The organism is Lysobacter niastensis (assembly GCF_031457115.1).
GTDB lineage: Bacteria > Pseudomonadota > Gammaproteobacteria > Xanthomonadales > Xanthomonadaceae > Lysobacter_J > Lysobacter_J niastensis_A.
Map to the genome: position 1 here is coordinate 1452825 of NZ_JAVDVY010000001.1, position 23187 is coordinate 1476011.

Below are 23187 nucleotides of genomic sequence, written 5' to 3' on the forward strand. Positions count from 1 at the left end.
TGGCGCATGTTCTTAGCCCGAACAATAATTGTCAAGGCAAATATTGTTACGGCAAGGGTCCGCCGAGCCCGACTGAAGGGTGGTCAGCTTGGCCGGGCGAGGACCAGTTCCAGCACGAACTTGCTGCCGAAGAACGCCAGGATAAGCAGCCCCATGGCGGCCAGCGTCCACCGCACGGCGACCGCGCCACGCCAGCCATAACGCCAGCGGCCAAGCAGCAAGCCGCCGAAAGCGAGCCAGGACAGCACGCTCAGTACGGTTTTGTGGACAAGGTGCTGGGATAGCAGGTTTTCGACGAACAGCACGCCGGTCAACAGGGTCGCTGTCAGCAGCGCAAAACCGACCGCGATGGTACGGAACAGCAGGGTTTCCAGTTCCACGAGCGGGGGCAGGGCGCGCAGCCACTGGTGGAATTCGCGCCGGCGCAGGGCGCGCTCCTGCAGCCACAGCATGATGGCCAGCAGTGCAGCGATGGCGAGCGTTGCGTAGGCGAGCAGGGCCAGCCATGCATGCAGCTGCAGGCGCCAGTCGAGCGTTTCGGCCAGCAGATGGCCATGGTGCTGGTAACCGAACAGCGTCAGCGCGGCTAGCGGAAAGACCACCACGCCCAGCGCCGCCATTCGCCCTGCAGCGCCGACCAGGCTCGTCAGCGCCGCCATGCCCAGTCCGACCAATGACAGCGCCGCGAAGAAATGCAGATCGGCGCCGCCGGCATTGCGCCAGGCGATCAGATGCGCGGTGCCATGCAATGCCACGGCGGTGACCGCCGGCAGCAGCCACAGGCGCATTCGATGTCCGTTACCTTGGCTGACTCCGAGAACCAGAAGGCCGGCTGCCAGCAGATAGAGTGCGATCGCGATGAGAACGATTGTCATCGCCTCAGTGTCGCACAGCGGCGAGACGAACCGCAGGGACGTGGTTGGCAGGACTCGGTTGTAGTGGGGCGGGCTATACTTCGCGCCCCGTTTTTCGGTTCTCCTCAGGTACTCCCGCATGTTCGAATCCCTGACCCAGCGTCTCTCCGGCACCATCGAGCGCCTGCGCGGCCGCGGCCGGTTGACCGAGGAGAACATCCGCGAGGCGACCCGCGAGGTGCGTATCGCGCTGCTGGAGGCCGACGTCGCCCTGCCGGTGGTGCAGGCGCTGATCGAGCGCATCAAGGTGCGCGCGGTAGGCCAGGAAGTGCTCAAGTCGCTGACTCCGGGCCAGGCCCTGATCAAGGTCGTGCGCGACGAGCTCACCGCTGTGATGGGCTCGCAGGCGTCGGACCTGAATCTCAACGTGCCGGCCCCGGCGGTGATCCTGATGGCCGGCCTGCAGGGTGCCGGCAAGACCACCACGGTCGCCAAGCTCGCCAAGCACCTGAAGGAAAAGCGCAAGAAGAAGGTGATGGTGGTGTCGGCCGACGTCTACCGTCCGGCCGCGATCGAGCAGCTCAAGACGCTGGCGCAGCAGGTCGATGTGCTGTTCTTCCCGTCCAGCGCCGACCAGAAGCCCGAAGCCATCGTCAGGGCCGCCATCGACGACGCGCGCAAGTCGTACGTTGACGTGCTGCTGGTCGACACCGCCGGCCGCACCAGCATCGACGAAGCGATGATGGCCGAGATCAAGGCGTTGCACGCCGCGGTCAATCCGGTGGAAACGCTGTTCGTGGTCGACTCGATGACCGGTCAGGACGCCGCGGTCACCGCCAAGCATTTCGGAGAGGCGCTGCCGCTGACCGGCGTGGTACTGACCAAGACCGACGGCGACGCCCGGGGCGGCGCCGCGCTGTCGGTGCGCTACATCACGCAGCGTCCGATCAAGTTCATCGGCGTGGGCGAGAAGCCCGACGGCCTGGACGTGTTCCATCCGGACCGCATCGCCAGCCGCATCCTCGACATGGGCGACGTGCTGTCGCTGGTCGAGCAGGTGGAGCAGCAGGTCGACAAGGACAAGGCGCAGAAGCTGGCCGAGAAGGTCGCCAAGGGCAAGAAGTTCGACCTCAACGACATGAAGGACCAACTCGAGCAGATGCAGAACATGGGCGGCCTGCACGGGCTCATGGACAAGCTGCCGGGCATGGGCCAGATCCCCGATGCCGTGAAGAACCAGGTCACCGGCAAGGAAGTGCCGCGGATGGTGGCCATCATCAACTCCATGACCAGGAAGGAGCGCCGCAACCCGGCGCTGCTGAACGGCTCGCGCCGCGCCCGCATCGCCAAGGGTTCCGGCATGACCCCGGCCGACGTCAACAAGCTGATGAAGCAGTACCAGCAGATGGAAAAGATGATGAGCAAGCTGTCCGGCGGCGGCATGAAGGGCCTGATGCGCGGAATGAAGGGCATGATGGGTGCCCGCGGCGGCATGCCGTTCAGGTAATCCCTCTCCCGCCTGGGCGGAGAAGGGCGATGCTTCCCCTTCTCCCCGTGCGGGAGAAGGTGTCCGAAGGGCGGAATGGGGTGCGCGAAGCGCGAGAGACCCCGGAATCCCAGGGGTTTCCTCGTCCCGATCAATGGCTTACAATTTCCGGCTTACCTCGCCATTCCGGCGACTGGGCTCCACAGGAAACACCGAACCATGGTCAAGATTCGTCTCGCTCGCGGCGGCGCCAAGAAGCGCCCCTTCTACCACGTCATCGTCACCGACAGCCGCAACGCCCGTGACGGCCGCAACATCGAGCGCGTGGGCTTCTACAACCCAGTCGCCCAGGGCGCCGAAAAGCGCGTCGAGCTGAACGTCGAGCGCGTCAAGCATTGGGTCGCCAACGGCGCGCAGCTGACCGACAAGGTTGCCGTGCTGTACAAGGAAGCGGCCAAGACCGCTACCGCAGCCTGATCCGCAGGCCGCGCGTTTAAACGGCGCGCGGCCGCCTCACGATGAAAGATACCGGGCGTCGCATCCTGTTGGGCAGGGTGGCCGGCGCCTTCGGCATTCGTGGCGAAGCGAAACTCGAGTCCTGGACCGAGCCGCGCAGCGCGATCTTCCGTTACCAGCCGTGGATCCTGCGCGACGCGCGCGGTAACGAGCGCGAGATCACCGGCGTTCGCGGCAAGGAAAGCGGCAAGCATGTGGTCGCCACGTTTCCCGATGTCGCCGATCGCGACGCGATCGAAGCGATGCGCGGGACCGAGATTTACGTCCCGCGTTCGGCGCTGCCGCCACCGAGCGAAGGTGAGTACTACTGGGTCGACCTGGAAGGCCTGAAAGTGGTCACGGTCGACGGCGTTTCGCTCGGCACCGTGTCGCACCTGTTTGCCACCGGCGCCAACGATGTGCTCGTGGCCCGCGATGACGAGCGCGAGCGCATGATCCCGTTCGTGCAGCCGCAATACGTGACCTCGGTGGACTTCGGGGCCGGCGTGGTCACGGTCGACTGGGATCCCGATTTCTAGGGTATTTTTGCGCGTCATTCCCGCGAAGGCGGGAATCCAGCGCCTTCGCGCAGTCGCGGTCCGGGGCTCGGTCTCTGCGACTGCCTTGATAGGGCAGATGTCGCTGGATGAGCTGCACGGTCTCCCGCCAACGCCCTTGGGTACAAACCGCATGCGCATCGACGTCGTCAGCCTGTTCCCCGAATTCATCGCCCAGTGCGCCGCGTTCGGCGTGGTCGGGCGGGCGGGCGAGCGCGGCCTGCTGTCGCTGCATGGCTGGAATCCGCGCGACTACGCCGAGGGCAATTATCGCCGCGTCGACGACCGTCCGTTCGGCGGAGGGCCGGGCATGGTGATGCTGATAGAGCCGCTGCGCGCCTGCCTGAGGGCGGCCCGAGAAGCGGTCGACGTACCTGCCAGGGTCATCTATCTGAGCCCGCAGGGCGCTCCGCTGACCCAGGCCAAGGTCCGCGAACTGGCCGGTCGTGAGCGGGTGATCCTGCTGTGCGGCCGCTATGAGGGCATCGACGAGCGCCTGATCCAGGCCGAGGTCGACGAGGAGCTGTCGATCGGCGACTACGTGCTGTCCGGTGGCGAGCTGGCCGCGGCCGTGGTGGTCGACGCGGTTGCCCGGTTGCGCGAGGGGGTTCTGGGCGATGCAGAGTCGGCGGTGCAGGACAGCTTCGAGGACGGCCTGCTGGATTGCCCCCACTACACCCGTCCGGTCGAGCACGAGCTTGGGTCGGTGCCGCCGGTATTGATGTCCGGCAACCATGCACAGATCGCCAAATGGCGGCGGATGCAGGCGCTGGGGCGGACCTGGCAACGCCGCCCGGACCTGCTGGACGAGGCCACCCTGTCCAAGGCCGACCGGAAGCTGCTGGACGCCTTCCGCGCCGAACTGAACGGGGTGGGGGAGCCGCTTCCCGTCCAGGCCCCCGCCAAAAACACGTAAGCACCAGTCGCGCAAAGGAAAAATGCCGCTATAATGCGCGGCTTGGTTCCACTCGCTGGTTCCGTCCGCTGTACCCATTAGCTCCACACATGCCAGACGCGGGTCCACGTGCACTCGCGCTACAACGACACCAACAGGCAAGCTCAAACAGGTCCTCCCATGAACAAGCCCTCGCTCAACACGCTGCTGCAGAATTTCGAAGCCGAGCAGATCACGCGCAAGCTGCCCGACTTCAGCCAAGGCGACACCGTCGTCGTCAACGTCAAGGTCAAGGAAGGCAACCGTGAGCGCGTCCAGGCCTATGAAGGCGTGGTTATCGCGATCAAGAACGGCGGCCTGAACTCGTCGTTCACCGTGCGCAAGATCTCGCACGGCTACGGCGTCGAGCGCGTGTTCCAGACCCACAGCGCGACGATCGACTCGGTCGACGTCAAGCGCCGCGGCAAGGTCCGCTCGGGCAAGCTGTACTACCTGCGTGGCCTGGAAGGCAAGAAGGCGCGCATCAAGGAAGACCTGGCCGCCTACGCCAAGGCCAAGGCTGCCCAGTAAGTTTTGCAACCATTGGCGCCGCGGGTCCACCCGCAGCGACACCTCCAACGGCCGCCTCAGGGCGGCCGTTGGCGTTTGTGGATCGCCGGCTTCACCAGCGTGGGACTTCACCAGCGCTGGCGTAAGCTTTGGCGGCGGCCGAACGCCGCGTCGCGCGAGAGTCCATCCGTGGCCCAGGCGCTGCGCCACTGCGAATTCCGCTTCTACGAAGAACTGTGCGACTTCCTGCCGCCCGCCTGCAGGAAGCAGACCTTCACTCACGTGTTTGAAGGTACGCCCACCGTAAAGGACCGCATCGAATCCCTGGGCGTACCGCACACGGAGGTCGACCTGATCCTCGTGGATGGAGAGCCCGTCGATTTCGCGCACAAGCTCCACGGCGGTGAGCGGGTGACGGTGTATCCGATGTTCGAGTGCTTCGAACTGGGCGACACGTGCCGGCTGCGTCCGGTTCCATTGCGCGAACCGCGGTTCGTGCTCGATGTGCATCTTGGCCGCCTGGCGTCGTACCTGCGCCTGCTCGGTTTCGACTGCCTGTATCGCAACGACTACGATGATGACGAATTGCTGTGGATCTCGCGTTCACAGCACCGGATCCTGCTCAGTCGCGACACCGGCCTGCTCAAGCGGGCGGCGTTGACCCATGGCGCATTCCTGCACGCCACCGATCCGCGAAGGCAGCTGCGTGAGATCTGCGACCGCTTTCAGCTCAACGACAGGATCGCACCGTTCACGCGTTGCGCGCGCTGTAACGGCGTGGTGGAGCCGATGTCGGCCGCGACCTCGCAGAGCGATGCGCCACCACGCGTCGTTGCGGAGCATGGCCATGGCGCGTTGAGTCGCTGCAGCGGATGCCGCCAGGTATATTGGCCGGGCAGCCACCTGGTGCGTTTGCGACAGCGACTGGCGGAAGTGGGGGTGTCGATTTGAAGTTGGACGACCAGCAAGAGACGATTGTGCGAGATGAATACCGAAGCTGCTGAAAGTAGCGTGCGCCTGGACCTGTGGCTGTGGGCCGCGCGCTTCTACAAGACCCGATCGCTGGCCAAGCAGGCGATCGACACCGGCAAAGTCGATATCGGCGGTCAGCGGGCCAAGGCTTCGCGCGCCGTTCGCATCGGCGATGAGCTACGCGTGGTCAGGGGCGAGGAGACGTTCGAAGTGGTCGTGCGCGCGCTCAGCGACGTGCGCGGTCCGGCCAGCGTTGCGCAGACCCTGTACGAGGAAAGCGAGTGGTCGAAGCAGGCACGCGCGCAATTGCGTGCACAGCGCATCGCCGAGCGAACGGGTTACCAGGCGCCTGCGACCAAGCCGGACAAGCGCGCGCGGCGTCTGATCCGCGCGCTGGGCGACATCGACGCCATGTGATACAGACGGGCAGGCGAGCAAACGCCCGCCCGAACAGGATCAGCGGGGTTTGCCGAGGAACGAACCGGCCAGGCCGAGCAGGTCGGTGAAATCGGTATCGCCGTCGCCATCGCGATCCAGGACGGCGCCCAGCAGGTCGCCGCCCAAACCGCCTTGTTGTGCGATATTGCTGTGTTCCTGTCCCAACACCTGGCCCAGCAGTTGCGGCGATACATCGTTCGATGCGAGCTGCGGAGCAACCGCGTTTCCGCCTTGCGCAAACATCCGCTGCGCCAGGAACGCGAGCACGATCGGCGCCAATACCTTCAACAAGCCTCCGGCCTGGTCGCTGCCTAGCCCGGTGGCCGCGCCGAGGCCCTGCGCCGCGCCTTGCTGGCGGGCGCCGAAGATGTGGCCGAGGATCTGCGATCCCTGGCCGCCGCCGCCGAGCACCGACCCAAGCACGCTGCCGATATCCAGGCCCGAATGGTCGCGTTGCAGCGCACCGAACAACGCTTCGGCACCTTGCGCCTGACTGGCATTGCGACCAAGCGCACCGAGCAGTAAAGGCAGGGCAGCGGCAACCGCGCCACTGGCCTGCGATTGCGAAAGACCGAGTTGGCTGCCGATGTCGGCCAACGGTTGGCCTTGCAACTGGTTGAAGAGTTCGTCGGTAAGAGAAGCGCTCATTGCGGCCAGTCCTTTGTGGGGTGGGGTTCGATCCTAGCGCCAATGCAATCGGCGTTGCTGACTGTGTGATGCATTCGCTGCAACTGACATTCTTTCGCGCATAAGGAAGCCCGACGCATTGCGTCGGGCTTCCTGGCATAAGACCTCAGTGTCCAGCCTGAAATCATGCAAGGTCGAAACGATCGAGATTCATCACCTTGCTCCAGGCCGCGACGAAGTCCTTGACGAATTTCTCCTGTGCGTCGGAGCCGCCATAGACTTCCGCCAATGCACGCAGTTGCGAGTTTGAACCGAAGATGAGGTCGACGCGCGTGCCCGTCCACTTCAGCTCACCGGTCTTGCGGTCGCGCGCCTCGAACACGGCTTCGTCACCGGTCTTCGCCTTCCACTCCGTTCGCATGTCGAGCAGGTTGACGAAGAAGTCGTTCGTCAGCGCCTCAGGGCGCTCGGTGAAAACACCGTGCCTGGTCTGCCCGACGTTGCCGCCAAGCACGCGCAGGCCGCCGACCAGCACGGTCATCTCGGGTGCGGTCAGGGTCAGCAATTGCGCCTTGTCGACCAGCAGGGTCTCGGCCGGAACGCTGTACTTGCCCTTGAGGTAATTGCGGAAGCCGTCCGCGGGCGGCTCGAGCGGCGCGAACGACGCGACATCGGTCTGCTCCTGGGAGGCATCCGTTCGTCCGGGAGAGAAGGGCGCCGTGATCGAATGACCAGCGTTCTTCGCCGCCAGTTCGACACCGGCGGCGCCGCCCAGGACGATCAGGTCCGCAAGCGAGACCTTCTTGCCACCGGGCTGCGCGTCGTTGAATTCCTTCTGGATGCCTTCGAGCTTCTTGAGCACGCCTGCCAGTTGCGCGGGCTCGTTGACCTCCCAGTCCTTCTGCGGCGCCAGCCGGATGCGCGCGCCATTCGCGCCGCCGCGCTTGTCGGATCCGCGGAACGTGGATGCGGACGCCCACGCGGTCGACACCAGCTGCTGCACCGTAAGCCCCGACGCCAGGATCTTCGCCTTGAGGGAAGCGATGTCCGCTTCGTCGATCAACGGATGGTCGACCGCCGGAACCGGGTCCTGCCAGATGAGTTGTTCGGCCGGCACTTCCGGGCCGAGATAGCGCGCGCGCGGACCCATGTCACGGTGCGTGAGCTTGAACCACGCCCGAGCGAAGGCGTCGGCGAACTGGTCAGGATGATCGCGGAAGCGCCGCGAGATTTTTTCGTAGGCCGGATCGAGTCGCAGTGAAAGATCGGTGGTGAGCATGTTGGGTGCGCGCCGCTTCGACATGTCGTGCGCATCCGGGACCGTGTCCGCACCCGCGCCGTTCTTCGGCTGCCACTGATGCGCGCCGGCGGGGCTCTTGGTCAGTTCCCACTCGTAGTCGAACAGATGCTTGAAGAAATCCTGGTTCCACTTCGTCGGCGTGGTCGTCCAGGTGACCTCCAGTCCACTGGTGATGGCGTCGCCGGCGATGCCGGTGCCGTGCGTGCTGTGCCAGCCGAGCCCCTGCGCGACGATGTCTTCGCCTTCGGGTGCGGCGCCGACATGCGTCGCCTCGCCGGCGCCGTGGGTCTTGCCGAAAGTATGGCCGCCCGCGATCAGCGCCACGGTCTCCTCGTCGTTCATGGCCATGCGTGCGAAGGTTTCGCGGATGTCGCGCGCGGCTGCGATCGGATCCGGGTTGCCATTGGGCCCTTCCGGGTTGACGTAGATCAGGCCCATCTGCACAGCGCCGAACGGATTGGCCAGCTCGCGATCGCCGGAATAGCGTTCGTCGCCCAGCCATGTCGCTTCCAGGCCCCAGTTGATGTCGTGGTCCGGTTCCCATGTGTCCTCCCGGCCGCCGGCGAAACCGAAGGTCTTGAAGCCCATCGACTCCAGGGCGACGTTGCCCGCCAGGATCATCAGGTCGGCCCAGGAGATCTTGCGGCCGTACTTTTGCTTGATCGGCCACAACAGGCGCCGTGCCTTGTCCAGGCTGACGTTGTCCGGCCAGCTGTTGAGCGGCGCGAAGCGCTGCTGGCCGCGACCACCGCCGCCACGGCCATCGCCGATGCGATACGTGCCGGCGCTGTGCCATGCCATGCGGATGAAGAGCGGACCGTAGTGGCCGAAGTCGGCAGGCCACCACTCCTGCGAGTCGGTCATCAACGCGGTTAGATCCTGCTTCAGGGCCTTCAGGTCCAGGCTCTTGAATTCCTCGGCATAGTTGAATTGCGCGCCCATCGGATTGGACTTGGACGAGTGCTGGGCCAGCAGGTCCAGCTGCAGTTGATCCGGCCACCAGTCGCGGTTGGACCTGCCGCTACCGGCATGATGGAAAGGGCACTTGGCTTCAAGATTCATTGGTTCTCTCCTTCGATCGTTGGCGCCCGACTGCGGCGGCATGGAAGTCCATGTACGGATGAACGTGTTTTCCTGCGAATGACACTGCCCGATGCGTCGGCATTTCGCCTGACCGCAGCCATGTTCTTGTTGTTCGTGTCGACAGCGGGTGCAGCAACCGCGACGCAGGGATTGCTGTGCAACGACAGGCTCCCGATCGGGAAGCCCTGAGCCAACATTAGTCAGAGTCGATCGACAGGTGAAATCGAATGAATTGAACAATTCGATATGTCACGACTATGGATGGGCGCGATTTTCACGAGAACGTAACGCGCCACGACAGATATGCCCGCCGCAGCACCGCTTCGTAAATCAGGGATTTCAGGCCGAGGGCGCCAACGTGCCGAGTGTCCCCGGCGCAGGCAAGGACACGGCGCTGCGGATCAGGACAGCGCCTTCAGGCGATACAGCGCTTCCAGCGCCTGCTTGGGCGTGAGCTCGTCGGGATCGATCGATGTCAGTGCATCGAGCGCTGCGGAGGAGGGCGCAAACAGGCCGAACTGCTGGGGTGCGTCCAGTGCGGCGGGCGCGAGAGACGGCATCGGTGCGTCGCGGCTGTGCTGCTCGAGTTCGGCCAGGCGGCCGCGCGCCTGCCGCACCACCGACTTCGGAAGGCCGGCGAGTGCCGCCACCTGCAATCCGAAGCTGCGATCGGCCGGGCCGTCCTTGACCGCATGCATGAAGACCAGTTGGTCGCCGTGTTCCACCGCATCCAGGTGGACGTTGGCGATGCCGCTGCCGGGCTCGGCCAGCGTCGTCAGTTCGAAGTAGTGCGTGGCGAACAGCGTGTAGGCGCGATTGGCTTGCGCGAGATGGCGCGCGCACGCTTCGGCCAGCGCCAGGCCGTCGTAGGTCGAGGTGCCGCGCCCGATCTCGTCCATCAGCACCAGCGACTGCGCGGTGGCGTGGTGGAGGATGTAGCTCGTTTCGCTCATCTCGACCATGAAGGTCGATTGGCCGCGGGCCAGGTCGTCGCCGGCGCCGATGCGGGTGAGGATGCGGTCGATCGGGCCGATCACCGCGCGCGACGCTGGCACGAAGCTGCCGACATGGGCCAGCAGCACGATCAGCGCGTTCTGGCGCATGTAGGTCGATTTACCGCCCATGTTCGGGCCGGTGATGACCAGCATGCGGCGGTCGTCGTGCAAGACCAAGTCGTTGGGCTCGAACGGTTCGGTGCGCACCGCCTCGACCACCGGATGGCGTCCGCGCTCGATGTGCAGGCCGGGTTCTTCGGTCAGTTCCGGTTGCGCCCAGTCCAGCGACTGCGCGCGCTCGGCGAAGCAGGCCAGCACGTCGAGCTCGGCCAGCGCGGCGGCGCAGCGCTTGAGCGGCTCCAGGCGTTCGTTCAGCGCATCGAGCAACTGTTCGTACAGCAGGCGTTCGCGGCTGAGCGAACGCTCGCGCGCGGACAGCACCTTGTCCTCGAACTGCTTCAGCTCTTCGGTGATGTAACGCTCGGCGCCGGTCAGCGTCTGCCGCCGCGTGTAGTGCGTCGGCGCCTTGTCGCTCTGGCCCTTGCTGATCTCGATGTAGTAGCCGTGCACGCGGTTGTAGCCGACCTTCAGTGTCGCAATGCCGCTGCTGGCGCGTTCGCGCGCTTCCAGGTCGATCAGGAACTGGTCGGCGTGGGTCGACAGCGTGCGCAACTCGTCCAGTTCCGCGTCGTAACCCTCGGCGAAAACGCCGCCCTCGCGCGCCAGCACCGGCGGCTGCGCGACGATGGCGGAGCGCAGCAGGTGGGCGTGCTCGTCGTGCTCGCCGAGTTCGGCCGCAAGCTGGGCCAGGCGCGGCGAATCCACCGGCGCAAGCAGGCTGCGCACGTCCGGCAGCATGGACAGGCCGTCGCGCAGCGTCGACAGGTCGCGCGGGCGTGCGCTGCGCAGGGCGATGCGCGAGAGGATGCGCTCGAGGTCGCCCAGCGCGCGGAAGCGCTCGCGAATAGCATCGCTGGCGCGCGAGTCGATCAGCGCCGCCACGGCCTGCTGGCGCAGGCGCAGCGGCGCGCGCTCGCGCAGCGGGCGATGCAACCAGCGCCGCAACAGGCGGCCGCCCATCGGCGTAATGGTGGAATCCAGCACGCCCAGCAGGGTGTGGCGGCTGTCGCCGTCCAAGCGGGTATCCAGTTCGAGATGGCGGCGCGTGGCGGCGTTCATTGTGATCGCGCCGTCTCCGGATTCGACCGCGATCGAGGTCAGATGCGGCAGGCGCTGCTTCTGGGTTTCCTCGACGTAGCCGAGCAGGGCGGCCGCGGCCGCGACCGACAACGGCTTGTCTTCCAGGCCGAAGCCGGACAGGTCGTGCAGGTTGAAAAAACGCAGCAACTGGCGGCGGCCGCTGTCGGCATCGAACAGCCACGGCGCGCGACGGCGCATGCCAGTGCGTTCGGCGATGAAGGCGGGCCAGACCTCCTCGTCGGCGATCAGGGTTTCGGCCGGCTCGAGGCGGGCGAGTTCGGCCTCCAGTGCGTCGTCGCTGGTGACTTCATTGACCAGGAAGCGGCCGCCGGCGAGGTCGGCCCAGGCCAGGCCATAACCGGACTTGCCGCGGGCGACCGTCAGCAGCAGCGTGTCGCGGCGCTCGTTGAGCAGCGCCTCGTCGGTCACCGTGCCAGGTGTGACGATGCGCACGACCTTGCGCTCGACGATGCCCTTGGCCAGCGCCGGATCGCCGATCTGTTCGCAGATCGCCACCGACTCGCCCAGCGCCACCAGGCGGGCCAGGTAGCCCTCCGCCGAATGGTGCGGGACGCCGGCCATGGGGATCGGCTGGCCGGCCGACTGGCCGCGCTGGGTCAGGGTGATGTCGAGCAGCCGCGCGGCCTTGCGCGCGTCATCAAAGAACAGTTCGTAGAAGTCTCCCATCCGGAAGAACAGCAGCACGTCCGGATGCTCCGCCTTGGCGGCGAAGAACTGCTTCATCAGGGGCGTGTGCTCTTGCGGCCGGTCGGCTGGACTCATGGATCTGCAAAGGTTCGTTCAGAAAGGCCGGCCTGGGCCGGCGGCGAAAGCGGACTAGGCTAACAGCCGGAGCGGCCGCCGTGATCGCGGTCGGGCAAAAAAGCACATGGCCGGCTGGCGCGCTGATAAGCCGGAAATCCGCGCGAAAAAGCAGATATGTCCGCATTGGTGCGTTGCAGCGTGTGCCCCTACCGGCCCGCGGTTAGCTTCTTCTTAACGTTCGCCACCGTATTGCCCGCTGGGGCTGCGGCGTGCTGGGGAGCACGGGTGACGTCGGCCGCGTTCTGGGGTGCGGTCCAACTCATGAGCAGCACATCAGAACGAGGGGGAGCAATGCGTTCGATCAAGTTGGCCATGCCCGTCGGGACCCGGAAACTGCTGGCGATCGCCATCACAGCAGCGTTTACCTCCATGCCGCTGCTGGCGGCATCGGCCCAGGAGCCTGCTGGGCGAAAGGAGGAAGAAAAGGAGGCCACCACGTTGGCCGCGCTCACGGTGACCGCGCAGAAGCGAGAGGAGGCGATGCAGGACGTGCCGATTGCGATCACCGCGTTGCCCGAGCAACTGCTGCAGGACACCGGCGTGCGCGACGTCAAGGACATGCAGGTGCTGGTGCCCGGCCTGACCGTGACCAGCACGCAGAGCGAGGCGCAGACCACCGTGCGCATCCGCGGCATCGGCACGGTGGGCGACAACGCCGGCTTGGAGTCATCCGTCGGCGTGCTCATCGATGGCGTCTACCGGCCACGCAACGGCGTCGGCTTCGGCGACCTGGGCGAGATCGAGCGCATTGAAGTGCTCAAGGGCCCGCAGGGCACGGTGTTCGGCAAGAACACCTCGGCCGGCGTGGTCAACGTCATCACCAAGCATCCCCACTACGAGACCGAGGCCCAAGGCGAACTGACAGTCGGCAACTACAACGCGGTGGGGGTCTCCGGCGCGTTCAACACGGCACTGGGCGAGAGCGCCGCCTTCCGCGTCTACGCCGCCAAACGCAAGCGTGATGGGTACAACGACGTCCGAACCGGCGCCGGGCCGCGCACGGAGACCGAGGACGGCGACCAGAACTTCCACACGCTGCGCGGCCAGCTGTTGTTCGAGCCGACCGACACGCTGGACATCAACCTCAGCGCCGATTTCACCAGCCGCGAGGAGAACTGCTGCGTCGGCCTGACCACGGTGCGTGGCGCCACGGCGGCCATCATCGACAGCTTGTCGCCGGACGAAGGCGTGGCGCCGGTGGCGGACCCGTTCGCGCGCGTGGCCTACAGCAACCGCAGCACCGAGCAGGACATCAAGGACAAGGGCGTCGCCGCCGAGGTCAACTGGATCACGCCGTGGTTCGACGGGGCGACGCTGACCTCGATCACCGCGTGGCGCGACTGGGGTTCGATCAACGGGCTCGATTTCGATTTCAGCAGCGCCGACCTGCTGTATCGCAACCCCGAGGAGGACGAGTCGTTCACCGGATTCGAAACCTTCAGTCAGGAATTCCGCCTGACCGGCTCCACTGACCGAGTCGACTGGATGTTTGGCGCGTTCTATTCCGATGAGGACCTCGATCGCAACGAGACCTATCGCATCGGCAGCGGCTACGAGCCTTACTTGTCCGTCGCGCTGTTGTCGATGATCAATCCGGCTCTGGGGCGCAGTCCCACTGCACCGCTGTTCCTGTCGCAGGCGAGCGGCCGTCCGCCTGGCACGGTGTTCGCGGGTTTCGGCGCGAACGACGTCTACCGCCAGAACGCCAAGAGCGCGGCGTTGTTCACCAACAACACCTGGCACGCCACCGACGCGCTCGATCTGACGCTTGGGCTGCGTTACACCCGCGAGGACAAGGAACTCGATTCGAACTACGCCAACCCCAATGGCAGCCCGGGCTGCTCGGCGATGCTCGGACCTGGCGGCCAGGCGCGCGTGGCGCAGGCGCTGCTGGCGCGCGGCGTGCCGGCTGCCGCACTGCCGCAGGTGATTCCGCAGGTGATCGGCTTCTCCTGCCTGCCATGGGCCAACCCGCTGCACAACGGCCGGGTGACTCACCAGGAAAGCGAGGAGAAGGAGTGGTCGGGCACGCTCAAGGTTGCCTATCGCTTCAACGACCACGTAATGGGTTACGTGTCCGGGGCGCGCGGCTACAAGGCCGGCGGTTTCAACCTCGATCGCGTGCAGTCCAATACCGGCTTGTCCAGCGGCGGTTCCGGCATCCTGCCGGTCAACGACACTTCGTTCCCCGGCGAGTTCGTCGACAGCTACGAGCTCGGTTCCAAGACCACCTGGGCGGATGGCAACCTGCTGGCCAACGCCACGTTGTTCCACCAGACCTACGAGGACTTCCAGCTCAACAGCTTCCTCGGCACCAGCTTCGTGGTGCGCTCGATCCCCGAGGTGGTATCCAAGGGCATCGACACCGAGCTGCTGTGGCAGGCGACCAAGGGGCTGATGGTGCAGGGCGGCGTGACCTACGCCGATACGCGCTACGGCGACGACATCCCGGGCGGCGATTTCGTCGCACCCACCGGTGCGCTCTACAAGCTTCCCGGCAGCCGCGTCAGCTTCGCGCCGTACTGGTCGGCGGCCGGATCGGCCACCTATGAGGTGGATGTCGGCAACAGCCACATTGCACGCTTCAACCTCGGCGCCAAATACATGTCCGACTACAACACCGGCTCGGACAAGGATGTGGAAAAAGCCCAGGATGCCTACACCGTGTGGAACGCGCGGATCGGCTTCGGCGCCCGCAACAAGCGCTGGATGGTCGAGTTGTGGGGCCTGAACCTCACCGACGAGGACTACGTGCAGGTCGGCTTCGATGCGCCGCTGCAGAACGTCTCGCCGGCGCCGAACAACCCGTTCAATTCGTTCAACGCGTTCCTCGGCGCGCCGCGCACCTACGGCATGACCTTGCGGATCACGTACTGAGCCACTGCTGGTGGCCCTCCGCGCGCGGAGGCCACCGTCTGTCATCGGCGCCGCAGCGGCTTGCCGTTATAGTGGGCGCATGAAAACCGACGTCTCCGACGATTTCCTCCATCGTCTCGCCGAACAGGTCGGCGAAGCGGCCCGCGTCAACCGACAGACCCTGGTCACCGCCGAAAGCTGCACCGGTGGCTGGATCGCCAAGATGCTGACCGACATTCCCGGTTCGTCGGGATGGTTCGAAGGCGGCATGGCCGCCTACAGCTACGAAGCCAAGCAGGCGCTGCTTGGCGTACGGCCGCAGACGTTGGAGCAGCACGGCGCAGTGAGTCGGGAGACCGTGATCGAAATGGTCTCCGGTGCGCTGGTCCACTCCGGGGCCACGCTGGCCGTTGCGGTGACCGGCATCGCCGGTCCTGCCGGCGGCACCGACGACAAGCCGGTAGGCACCGTGTGGATCGCCTGGAAACGCCGCGGCGGCTATCCGACGGCCGTGACTTTCCATTTCGACGGCGACCGCGACGCGGTCCGCCGCCAGAGCGTAGCCGCCGCCCTGCATGGGTTGGCCGAGCTGATGACCTGAGGGCAGGTCGGACTGGGTGGGTGTTGACGCGCGGAAATTTTAATTAGTAGTATTGCTACTAATGGAGATCACCGACACCCAACGCGCCATCCTGGCCCTGATCGCCGAGCGGATCGATGCCGAGGGCGTGCCGCCCTCGCAGACCGAGATCGCCCGCGCCATGGGCTTCAGCAGCGTCCGCGCGGCGCAATACCACCTGGAAGCCCTGGAGCAGGCCGGCGCGATCCAGCGCATGCCGGGGCGCGCCCGCGGCATCCGCGTGTGCGTGGCTCCGGATCAGGCGGGATCGGCGCCAGTCGCGGCCGCGACGGCGGAGACCATCGCCCCTGACGATGCCCTGCGCCTGCCGGTGCTGGGGCAGGTAGCCGCAGGACGGCCGATCGGCGCGGACATCGGTTCCGACGCCGTCGTCCTGCTGGACCGTGTGTTCTTCTCGCCGACGCCGGACTACCTGCTCAAGGTCAAGGGCGACTCGATGCGCGACGAGGGCATCTTCGACGGCGACCTGATCGGCGTGCATCGCACCGGCGACGCGCGGTCGGGACAGATCGTGGTCGCACGCATCGACGACGAGATCACGGTGAAGCTGCTGAAGATCGGCAAGGACCGGATCCGCCTGCTGCCGCGCAATCCCGACTATGCGCCCATCGAGGTCGAGCCCGGCCAGGATTTCGCCATCGAAGGTCTGTACTGCGGGCTGGTGAGGCCGAACCGTTGAACGTTTCCGTCCGCGGCTTGCAGGTTTCCGCAGCACGATTGCAGCGCTTTTCCGACCCCAGCTTCGCGATATTCCCGCTAACGCCGCCGCGGCAGCACGACTAATTTTGATTCCAGGCGCTGGTGTCTCAACTGATGCGACCCGCGCCCACTAGATTGCCCGCCAACACATAACGACCTCCAAGGAATCCACGATGGACGAGAACAAGAAGCGCGCCCTGTCAGCCGCCCTGGGCCAGATCGAAAAGCAGTTCGGCAAGGGTTCGGTGATGCGGATGGGCGATCGCGTGGCCGAGCCTGCCGAGGTGATCGGGACCGGTTCGCTGATGCTCGACATCGCGCTGGGCATCGGTGGCCTGCCGAAGGGGCGCGTGGTCGAGATCTACGGTCCGGAATCCTCGGGCAAGACGACCCTGACGCTGCAGGCCATCGCCGAGTGCCAGAAGGCCGGCGGCACCTGCGCCTTCGTCGATGCCGAGCACGCGCTTGACCCCACCTATGCCTCCAAGCTGGGCGTCAACGTCGACGACCTGCTGGTCAGCCAGCCGGATACCGGCGAGCAGGCGCTGGAAATCGCCGACATGCTGGTGCGTTCGAACGCAGTCGACATGGTCGTGGTCGACTCGGTCGCCGCGCTGACTCCGAGGGCGGAAATCGAGGGCGAGATGGGCGACCAGCTGCCCGGCCTGCAGGCGCGCCTGATGAGCCAGGCGCTGCGCAAGCTGACCGGCAACATCAAGCGCTCCAATTGCCTGGTGATCTTCATCAACCAGCTGCGCATGAAGATTGGCGTGATGATGCCGGGCCAGAGTCCGGAAACCACCACCGGTGGCAATGCGCTCAAGTTCTACGCCTCCGTTCGCCTCGACATCCGCCGCATCGGCTCGATCAAGAAAGGCGACGAGATCATCGGCAATCAGACCCGCATCAAGGTGGTCAAGAACAAGCTGGCGCCTCCGTTCAAGCAGGTCGTCACCGAAATCCTCTACGGCGAAGGCATCTCGCGCGAGGGCGAACTGATCGACATGGGCGTGGACGCCAAGCTGGTCGAGAAGTCCGGTGCGTGGTACAGCGCCTACGACGAGCGCATCGGCCAGGGTAAGGAGAACGCCCGCCAGTACCTGAAGGACAACCCCGAGGTCGCCGCCCGCCTGGAGGCGGCGCTGCGCGAGAAGTACGTGCCCGCCGAAGCGCCTCGCGACTCCGCCGCAGGCGAGGAGCAGGGCGACTGACTGACGGAGCGCCCGGGTGCACGATGACGAGCCAGGCAGCGGGCACGAGGCCGGTGGAGACACCACCGGCAAGCGCAAACGCGGCCGGGGCAATAGTCGCCAGGAGCAGAGCCCGACGCAGCGTGCGCTCGGGTTTCTCGTCCGGCGCGAGCATTCGCGCAAGGAACTGACCCGAAAGCTCACCTCGCGCGGGCTGGATGCCACCGAGGTAGTGGCTGCCGTCGAGCGGCTGGCGGGAGAGGGCTGGCAGGACGACGCCCGCTTTGCCGAAAGCCTGGTCCGCAGTCGCGCCGGTAACGGCTACGGGCCGATCCGGATCCGAGCGGAACTGGCCACGCATGGCCTGGAGCGCGAGGCCATTGCCCGGGCCATGAACAGCCACGAAGGCGGCTGGGCCCAGATCGCCCGCGACCTGGTCCGGCGTCGCTTTGGCGAGGGCATCGAAGACCCGGCGGTCCGCCGCAAAGTCGCCGATTTCCTGCTGCGCCGCGGCTTCGATTCCGAAAGCGTCCGAGCCGCGACCCGGTCAGAGCCGGACGACTGACCGAGGGCGTACCCTGCCTTTATGGGAGGGCTTGATGACGCGCAGACCGCCGCGGCTCCTGCTAACCTAGCCGGCTTTCGGGTTTTGGGTTGCCTGCTCCAGTCGAGCCCCCATCTGGGTGGTATCAGGCCGGTTCTGAGCGTCCGCTCCCGGCTCCTCGAACCTGCGCAGCAATGAAGACCACTACCGAAATCCGCAGCGATTTCCTCGAATTCTTCCGTGGCAAAGGCCACACCATCGTGCCGTCCGCTCCCCTGGTGCCGGCGAACGACCCGACGTTGTTGTTCACCAACTCGGGCATGGTTCAGTTCAAGAACGTGTTCCTCGGTAGCGAGAAGCCGGGCTACGTGCGCGCGGCCGACGTGCAGCGCTGCTTGCGTGCCGGCGGCAAGCACAACGACCTCGACCAGGTCGGTTACACCGCGCGCCACCACACCTTTTTCGAGATGCTCGGCAACTGGTCCTTTGGCGACTATTTCAAGGAAGAGGCCATCGCCTGGGCATGGGAGCTCCTGACCAAGGTCTGGAAGCTGCCGGCCGAGCGCCTGGTGGTCACGGTCTATCACACCGACGATGAGGCGTTCGGGATCTGGAACCAGAAGATCGGCCTGCCCGCGGACCGCATCATCCGTATCGGTGACAACAAGGGCGCGCCGTTCGCCTCCGACAATTTCTGGCAGATGGCCGACACCGGCCCCTGCGGTCCCTGCACCGAGATCTTCTACGACCATGGCGCGCACATCGCCGGTGGCCCGCCGGGCTCGCCGGACGAGGATGGCGACCGCTACATCGAGATCTGGAACCTCGTCTTCATGCAGTTCGATCGCCAGCCCGACGGCGCCCTATTGCCGCTCCCGGCGCCGTGCGTCGATACCGGCATGGGACTGGAGCGCCTGGCCGCCGTGCTGCAGGGCGTGCATGGCAACTACGAGATCGACCTGTTCCGTCATCTGATCGGCAAGGCCGCGCAGTTCACCAGCACGTCCGATCTGCACAACAAGTCGCTGCGTGTCATCGCCGACCACATCCGCGCCTGCTCGTTCCTGATCGTCGATGGCGTGCTTCCGTCCAACGAAGGCCGCGGCTATGTGCTGCGCCGGATCATCCGCCGCGCGCTGCGCCACGGCTGGATGCTGGGCCAGAAGGGCCCGTTCTTCCATCGCATGGTGGCACCGCTGGTCGAGGTGATGGGCGACGCCTATCCCGAACTCGCTGCCAAGCGTGAGTTCGTCGAGCGCGCGCTGCTGGCCGAAGAGGAGCGCTTCGCCGAAACGCTTGATGCCGGCATGCGCATCTTCGATGAGGTCGCGGCGCGTTCGCAGGGTGCGCTTTCGAAGGGAGTGATCCCCGGCGCAGACGCATTCCGTCTCTACGACACCTACGGCTTCCCCGTGGACCTGACCGCCGACATCGCCCGCGAGCGCGGCCTGTCGGTGGACATGGACGGTTTCGATGCGGCCATGGAGCAGCAGCGCGAAACCGCCCGCGCGGCCGGCAAGTTCGGCAGTTCCACCACGATGCCGGCCGAACTGGCCGCGCAGCTGGCGCCGACCCAGTTCCTGGGCTACGAGCAACTGGCGGACGAAGGGCTGGAGGTGCTGGCCCTGCTCAAGGACGGTCGCGCCGTGGAGAAGGTCGAAGCAGGCGAAGAGGTCGCGGTGATCCTCGACCGCACGCCGTTCTACGCCGAAAGCGGTGGCCAGGTTGGCGATACCGGTGAGTTCGAGGCGGGCGCGGCACGCTTTGCCGTGCGTGACACCCAGAAGTTCGCCGGCCAGTTCCATGGCCACGTCGGCGCGCTGGCCTCAGGGTCGCTCAAGCGCGGCGATCGCGTCCGCGCCACCGTCGATGCCTCGCGCCGGGCCGCCACCGTGCTGAACCACTCGGCCACCCACCTGCTGCACGCAGCCCTGCGCGGCGTCCTGGGCGACCACGTCACCCAGAAGGGCTCGCTGGTCGCTCCCGACCGCCTGCGCTTCGACTTCGCGCATTTCGCCCCGCTCAGCACCAGCGAACTGGCTGAGATCGAGCGCCGCGTGAATGCCGAGATTCGCCGCAATTCCGCGGCCGAAGTGCATCACATGGGCATGCAGGAAGCGCTGGATTTCGGCGCGATGGCGCTGTTCGGCGAGAAGTACGGAGACCGCGTGCGCGTGCTGCGTATGGGTGATACCTCGACCGAGCTTTGCGGCGGCACCCACGTGTCACGTACCGGCGACATCGGCCTGTTCAAGATCGTCGCCGAAGGCGGTGTTTCCGCGGGCGTGCGTCGCATCGAGGCGCTGACCGGGCAGGGCGCCCTGGATTTCGTCGCCGAGGAGGAGCGCCGCCTCGAGGACGCGGCCCGCCTGCTGGGCGGAAATGTGTCCGATGTCACTGATAAGCTTAAGTCCCTGCTAGACCGCCAGAAGCGGCTCGAGCGGGAACTGGATGCCCTCAAGGCCAAGGCGGCCAGCGGTGCGACCGCCGACCTGGCGACCGCCGCGGTGCAGGTCGGGGGAATCAAGGTGGTGGCCACTCGCCTGGAGGGTTTCGACGCCAAGGCGCTGCGTGAAGCGGTAGATCGCCTCAAGCAACAGTTGGGAGATGCCGTAATCCTGTTGGCCGGGGCCAGTGATGGCAAGGCCGCTCTCGTCGCCGGAGTGAATGGTGCGGCGGCTGGCAAGATCAAGGCGGGTGAACTGATCGCCGAGGTTGCTGGTCGAATCAATGGAAAGGGAGGCGGTCGGGCGGATATGGCCCAGGGCGGAGGCGATGACGGCCCCGCGCTGGTACAGGCCCTTTCCGACGTGCCCACCTGGGTGGGTAACAGGCTGATCTGAACGATGAACGGTGATTGTCCTCGCTTGTGACCGGAAACGGCCGCTCGCTATGATGTTTCACCACACGTAGAGAATTGGAAAGCGTCCGGGGGCGATCCCGGGCGACAGAGCCGGCAAACGATTTGCCGGCAGAGGAGAATCACCATGTTGATCCTGACGCGTCGCGTCGGCGAAACCCTGATGATCGGTGACTCGGTGACGGTCACCGTGCTCGGCGTCAAGGGCAATCAAGTGCGTATCGGCATCACTGCACCGAAGGATGTTGCAGTTCATCGCGAAGAAATCTATCAGCGCATCCAGCGTGGCGAAGAACCGTCCGAGGATTCGGGAAAGAACGCAGGCTGATAAACCGCAGCCTACAAAACCGTTTGCCGTGCGGGTGCCGAGCCGTTATGCTTTGCGGCCGCAGAAAGTTGTAGATCGCGGAGACTTGCCCGAGAGGCCGAAGGGGCTCCCCTGCTAAGGGAGTATGGGGTCAAAAGCTCCATCGAGGGTTCGAATCCCTCAGTCTCCGCCAGTTTTACAGCCGCCTTGCGGCGGGTCGTTCGATGACAACATCGAAGACAAAAATTTCGGAAGGGTTTGACGAATCGGCAACGAGCCGTCATAATTTTCCGACTGAGCGCCCGTAGCTCAGCTGGATAGAGCACCAGGCTACGAACTTGGTGGTCGGGAGTTCGAATCTCTCCGGGCGCGCCACTACAAAAACACAAAGGCCAGTGAAGAAATTCACTGGCCTTTGTGTTTTTGTAGCCGAATTGCGCGTTGGAATTTGAAATGCCGGTAAGCGGTGTCGCGGCGAATCGCAGGCGCTAATCGTGGGCGCCCCCCGGCGGTGGCCATCGATTGAGCACATACCGCCCCGGTTGCTTCATGGAAATCACCTTGGCGGGATTTCCCGCGACGGTGGAATCTTCCGGCACATCCCTGACCACCACGGCGCCGGCGCCGATAGTGGCGTTGTCGCCAATCTTCACGTGTTCGACGATGCAGACGCTCGGGCCAATGTAGACGTTGTCGCCGATCTCCGCCGCTCGCTCGTAGTTGGAGCCTATGGTCGTGAACTGGCTCAGGTTGCAGTTGTTGCCGATTCTCGCCGTGTGATTGACGAGGATCCCCATCGGGTGGCCGATATAGAGTCCGTATCCAATCTCGCAATCGGAATGGATGCGCACCCCGTACTTGAACCGGAGATGCCGATGCATGAGGGCTGCGAACAGGCGCAGCGGCACGAAGCTCGTTCTTCGCAACCTCAGCCAGAAGGTGTACTTGAAGGACCTGTTGAAGGTCAGGTGATTGAGCAACGTCGCCAGCGAAGTGTCACCGGCGTATCGATAGAGATCGCTCTTGATGTACTCGTACGGTGTGATCAAGTCGGATTTCCGCGCGACAAACGCAGGCGTGCCCGGACGCTGCTCCAGGCCTTCGTGCCGCAGCGGTGGCTGCGGTTGCAACATTACGCGTATCCACGAATCGCTCGTCGTCGCATGCCGACTGCCGATCAGATGGGAACATGTTGAGGATTCACGGACTTTGGCATGAGAGCAGGCCACCGGTTGGCGACATAGCGGCCGGGAGCGTTCATGGAAACCACGCGGGCGGGATTTCCGGCCGCCGTTGCACCTTCCTCGACGTCGGAGATGACGACCGATCCGGCTCCTATCGTGGCGTTGCTGCCGATGACGACATCCTCGACGATGCAGGCGCCGGGACCAATGTAGACGTTGTCGCCGATGACGGCCGCATGTTCGTGGTTGGACCCGATGGTGGTGAACTGGCTCAGGTTGCAGTTGTTGCCGATCCTCGCCGTATGGTTGACCACCAGGCCGACCGCATGCCCGATGTAGAGGCCATAGCCAATGCGCGTGCTGGACGGAATGTGGATTCCGTACTTGATCGAAAGATGCCGGTGCATGACTTTGGCGATCAGCCGGACCAGGCCGGATTCCGCGCCACACAGCCTTAGCCAGAAGCTGTACCGGAAGCACCAGTTCAAGGCCAGGTGCCGGAGCAGTGCCGATGCCGAACTGCCGCCTTCGTAGCGATGAAGATCGCTTCGGATGTATTCGATGACCCGGCTCACGATTCGTTCCTCTTCCACGGGCGGGTTGCGCCTGCAATCCCCCTGATGGGTGAAAC

At 65.3% G+C, this 23187-nt stretch carries 20 protein-coding genes and 2 tRNA genes; 16 read left to right on the plus strand and 6 right to left on the minus strand.

All coding sequences use genetic code 11. The features are described 5' to 3' along the window. Positions 1 to 83: 83 nt before the first annotated feature. Positions 84 to 875, minus strand: a complete 792-nt coding sequence (locus J2X06_RS06655) for a cytochrome C assembly family protein (RefSeq protein ID WP_310061308.1) — start codon at positions 873 to 875, stop codon at positions 84 to 86. Between the two features lie 118 nt (positions 876 to 993). On the opposite strand from J2X06_RS06655, the gene ffh reads away from it, so the two are divergent. From ffh to J2X06_RS06690, 7 genes are all read left to right on the plus strand, one after another. Then, entirely contained in the window at positions 994 to 2361 is a 1368-nt protein-coding gene (gene ffh, locus J2X06_RS06660; protein ID WP_310059910.1) for a signal recognition particle protein, read from the plus strand. A gap of 198 nt (positions 2362 to 2559) precedes the next feature. Next, positions 2560 to 2817, plus strand: a complete 258-nt coding sequence (gene rpsP, locus J2X06_RS06665) for a 30S ribosomal protein S16 (protein WP_310059913.1) — start codon at positions 2560 to 2562, stop codon at positions 2815 to 2817. 41 nt (positions 2818 to 2858) lie between these two features. Next, entirely contained in the window at positions 2859 to 3374 is a 516-nt protein-coding gene (gene rimM, locus J2X06_RS06670) for a ribosome maturation factor RimM (RefSeq protein ID WP_310059916.1), read from the plus strand. 151 nt (positions 3375 to 3525) lie between these two features. Further along, a complete protein-coding gene (gene trmD, locus J2X06_RS06675) occupies positions 3526 to 4308 on the plus strand; it encodes a tRNA (guanosine(37)-N1)-methyltransferase TrmD (RefSeq protein ID WP_310059919.1) in 783 nt (260 codons plus the stop codon). A 159-nt stretch (positions 4309 to 4467) separates the two neighbouring features. Beyond that, entirely contained in the window at positions 4468 to 4857 is a 390-nt protein-coding gene (rplS, locus tag J2X06_RS06680) for a 50S ribosomal protein L19 (protein WP_310059921.1), read from the plus strand. A gap of 168 nt (positions 4858 to 5025) precedes the next feature. After that, positions 5026 to 5787, plus strand: a complete 762-nt coding sequence (locus J2X06_RS06685; RefSeq protein ID WP_310059924.1) for a Mut7-C RNAse domain-containing protein — start codon at positions 5026 to 5028, stop codon at positions 5785 to 5787. A gap of 33 nt (positions 5788 to 5820) precedes the next feature. Next, positions 5821 to 6225, plus strand: coding sequence for an RNA-binding S4 domain-containing protein (locus J2X06_RS06690; RefSeq protein WP_310059927.1), 405 nt, complete (start codon positions 5821 to 5823; stop codon positions 6223 to 6225). A 39-nt stretch (positions 6226 to 6264) separates the two neighbouring features. Here the strand turns inward: J2X06_RS06690 and J2X06_RS06695 are convergent, their stop codons facing one another. The 3 genes from J2X06_RS06695 to mutS form a co-directional block, all read right to left on the minus strand. Then, complete coding sequence (locus J2X06_RS06695; protein WP_310059930.1) at positions 6265 to 6894, minus strand: DUF937 domain-containing protein; 630 nt, start codon at positions 6892 to 6894, stop codon at positions 6265 to 6267. Positions 6895 to 7057: 163 nt separating this feature from the next. After that, a complete protein-coding gene (katG, locus tag J2X06_RS06700) occupies positions 7058 to 9235 on the minus strand; it encodes a catalase/peroxidase HPI (protein ID WP_310059933.1) in 2178 nt (725 codons plus the stop codon). Between the two features lie 422 nt (positions 9236 to 9657). Then, positions 9658 to 12234 (minus strand): DNA mismatch repair protein MutS, encoded by a 2577-nt coding sequence (mutS, locus tag J2X06_RS06705; RefSeq protein WP_430539514.1) that lies wholly within the window; start codon positions 12232 to 12234, stop codon positions 9658 to 9660. A gap of 333 nt (positions 12235 to 12567) precedes the next feature. On the opposite strand from mutS, the gene J2X06_RS06710 reads away from it, so the two are divergent. The 9 genes from J2X06_RS06710 (at position 12568) to J2X06_RS06750 (ending at position 21747) form a co-directional block, all read left to right on the plus strand. Then, positions 12568 to 15153 carry a TonB-dependent receptor gene (locus J2X06_RS06710; protein ID WP_310059940.1) on the plus strand — a complete coding sequence of 862 codons (2586 nt, stop codon included), beginning with the start codon at positions 12568 to 12570 and terminating at the stop codon, positions 15151 to 15153. A gap of 79 nt (positions 15154 to 15232) precedes the next feature. After that, positions 15233 to 15733: a CinA family protein gene (locus J2X06_RS06715; protein ID WP_310059942.1), complete on the plus strand. Its 501-nt coding sequence runs from the start codon at positions 15233 to 15235 to the stop codon at positions 15731 to 15733. A 61-nt stretch (positions 15734 to 15794) separates the two neighbouring features. After that, positions 15795 to 16451 (plus strand): transcriptional repressor LexA, encoded by a 657-nt coding sequence (lexA, locus tag J2X06_RS06720; protein WP_310059945.1) that lies wholly within the window; start codon positions 15795 to 15797, stop codon positions 16449 to 16451. 193 nt (positions 16452 to 16644) lie between these two features. Then, the gene (recA, locus tag J2X06_RS06725) at positions 16645 to 17682 is read left to right on the plus strand and encodes a recombinase RecA (RefSeq protein ID WP_310059948.1); all 1038 of its coding nucleotides are present in this window, start codon (positions 16645 to 16647) and stop codon (positions 17680 to 17682) included. A 16-nt stretch (positions 17683 to 17698) separates the two neighbouring features. Beyond that, on the plus strand, positions 17699 to 18226 hold the full coding sequence (recX, locus tag J2X06_RS06730) for a recombination regulator RecX (RefSeq protein ID WP_310059949.1): 528 nt from the start codon (positions 17699 to 17701) through the stop codon (positions 18224 to 18226). A gap of 173 nt (positions 18227 to 18399) precedes the next feature. Next, positions 18400 to 21048 carry an alanine--tRNA ligase gene (gene alaS, locus J2X06_RS06735; RefSeq protein WP_310059952.1) on the plus strand — a complete coding sequence of 883 codons (2649 nt, stop codon included), beginning with the start codon at positions 18400 to 18402 and terminating at the stop codon, positions 21046 to 21048. A 144-nt stretch (positions 21049 to 21192) separates the two neighbouring features. Beyond that, positions 21193 to 21393, plus strand: a complete 201-nt coding sequence (gene csrA / locus J2X06_RS06740; protein ID WP_310059955.1) for a carbon storage regulator CsrA — start codon at positions 21193 to 21195, stop codon at positions 21391 to 21393. A 79-nt stretch (positions 21394 to 21472) separates the two neighbouring features. Beyond that, positions 21473 to 21565: transfer RNA gene (locus J2X06_RS06745), tRNA-Ser, on the plus strand. Positions 21566 to 21670: 105 nt separating this feature from the next. Further along, positions 21671 to 21747 (plus strand) — tRNA-Arg (locus tag J2X06_RS06750). A 113-nt stretch (positions 21748 to 21860) separates the two neighbouring features. Here the strand turns inward: J2X06_RS06750 and J2X06_RS06755 are convergent. Further along, positions 21861 to 22505, minus strand: coding sequence for a serine O-acetyltransferase (locus J2X06_RS06755; RefSeq protein ID WP_310059956.1), 645 nt, complete (start codon positions 22503 to 22505; stop codon positions 21861 to 21863). 44 nt (positions 22506 to 22549) lie between these two features. Continuing rightward, positions 22550 to 23131, minus strand: coding sequence for a serine O-acetyltransferase (locus J2X06_RS06760; protein ID WP_310059959.1), 582 nt, complete (start codon positions 23129 to 23131; stop codon positions 22550 to 22552). Positions 23132 to 23187 lie beyond the last annotated feature (56 nt).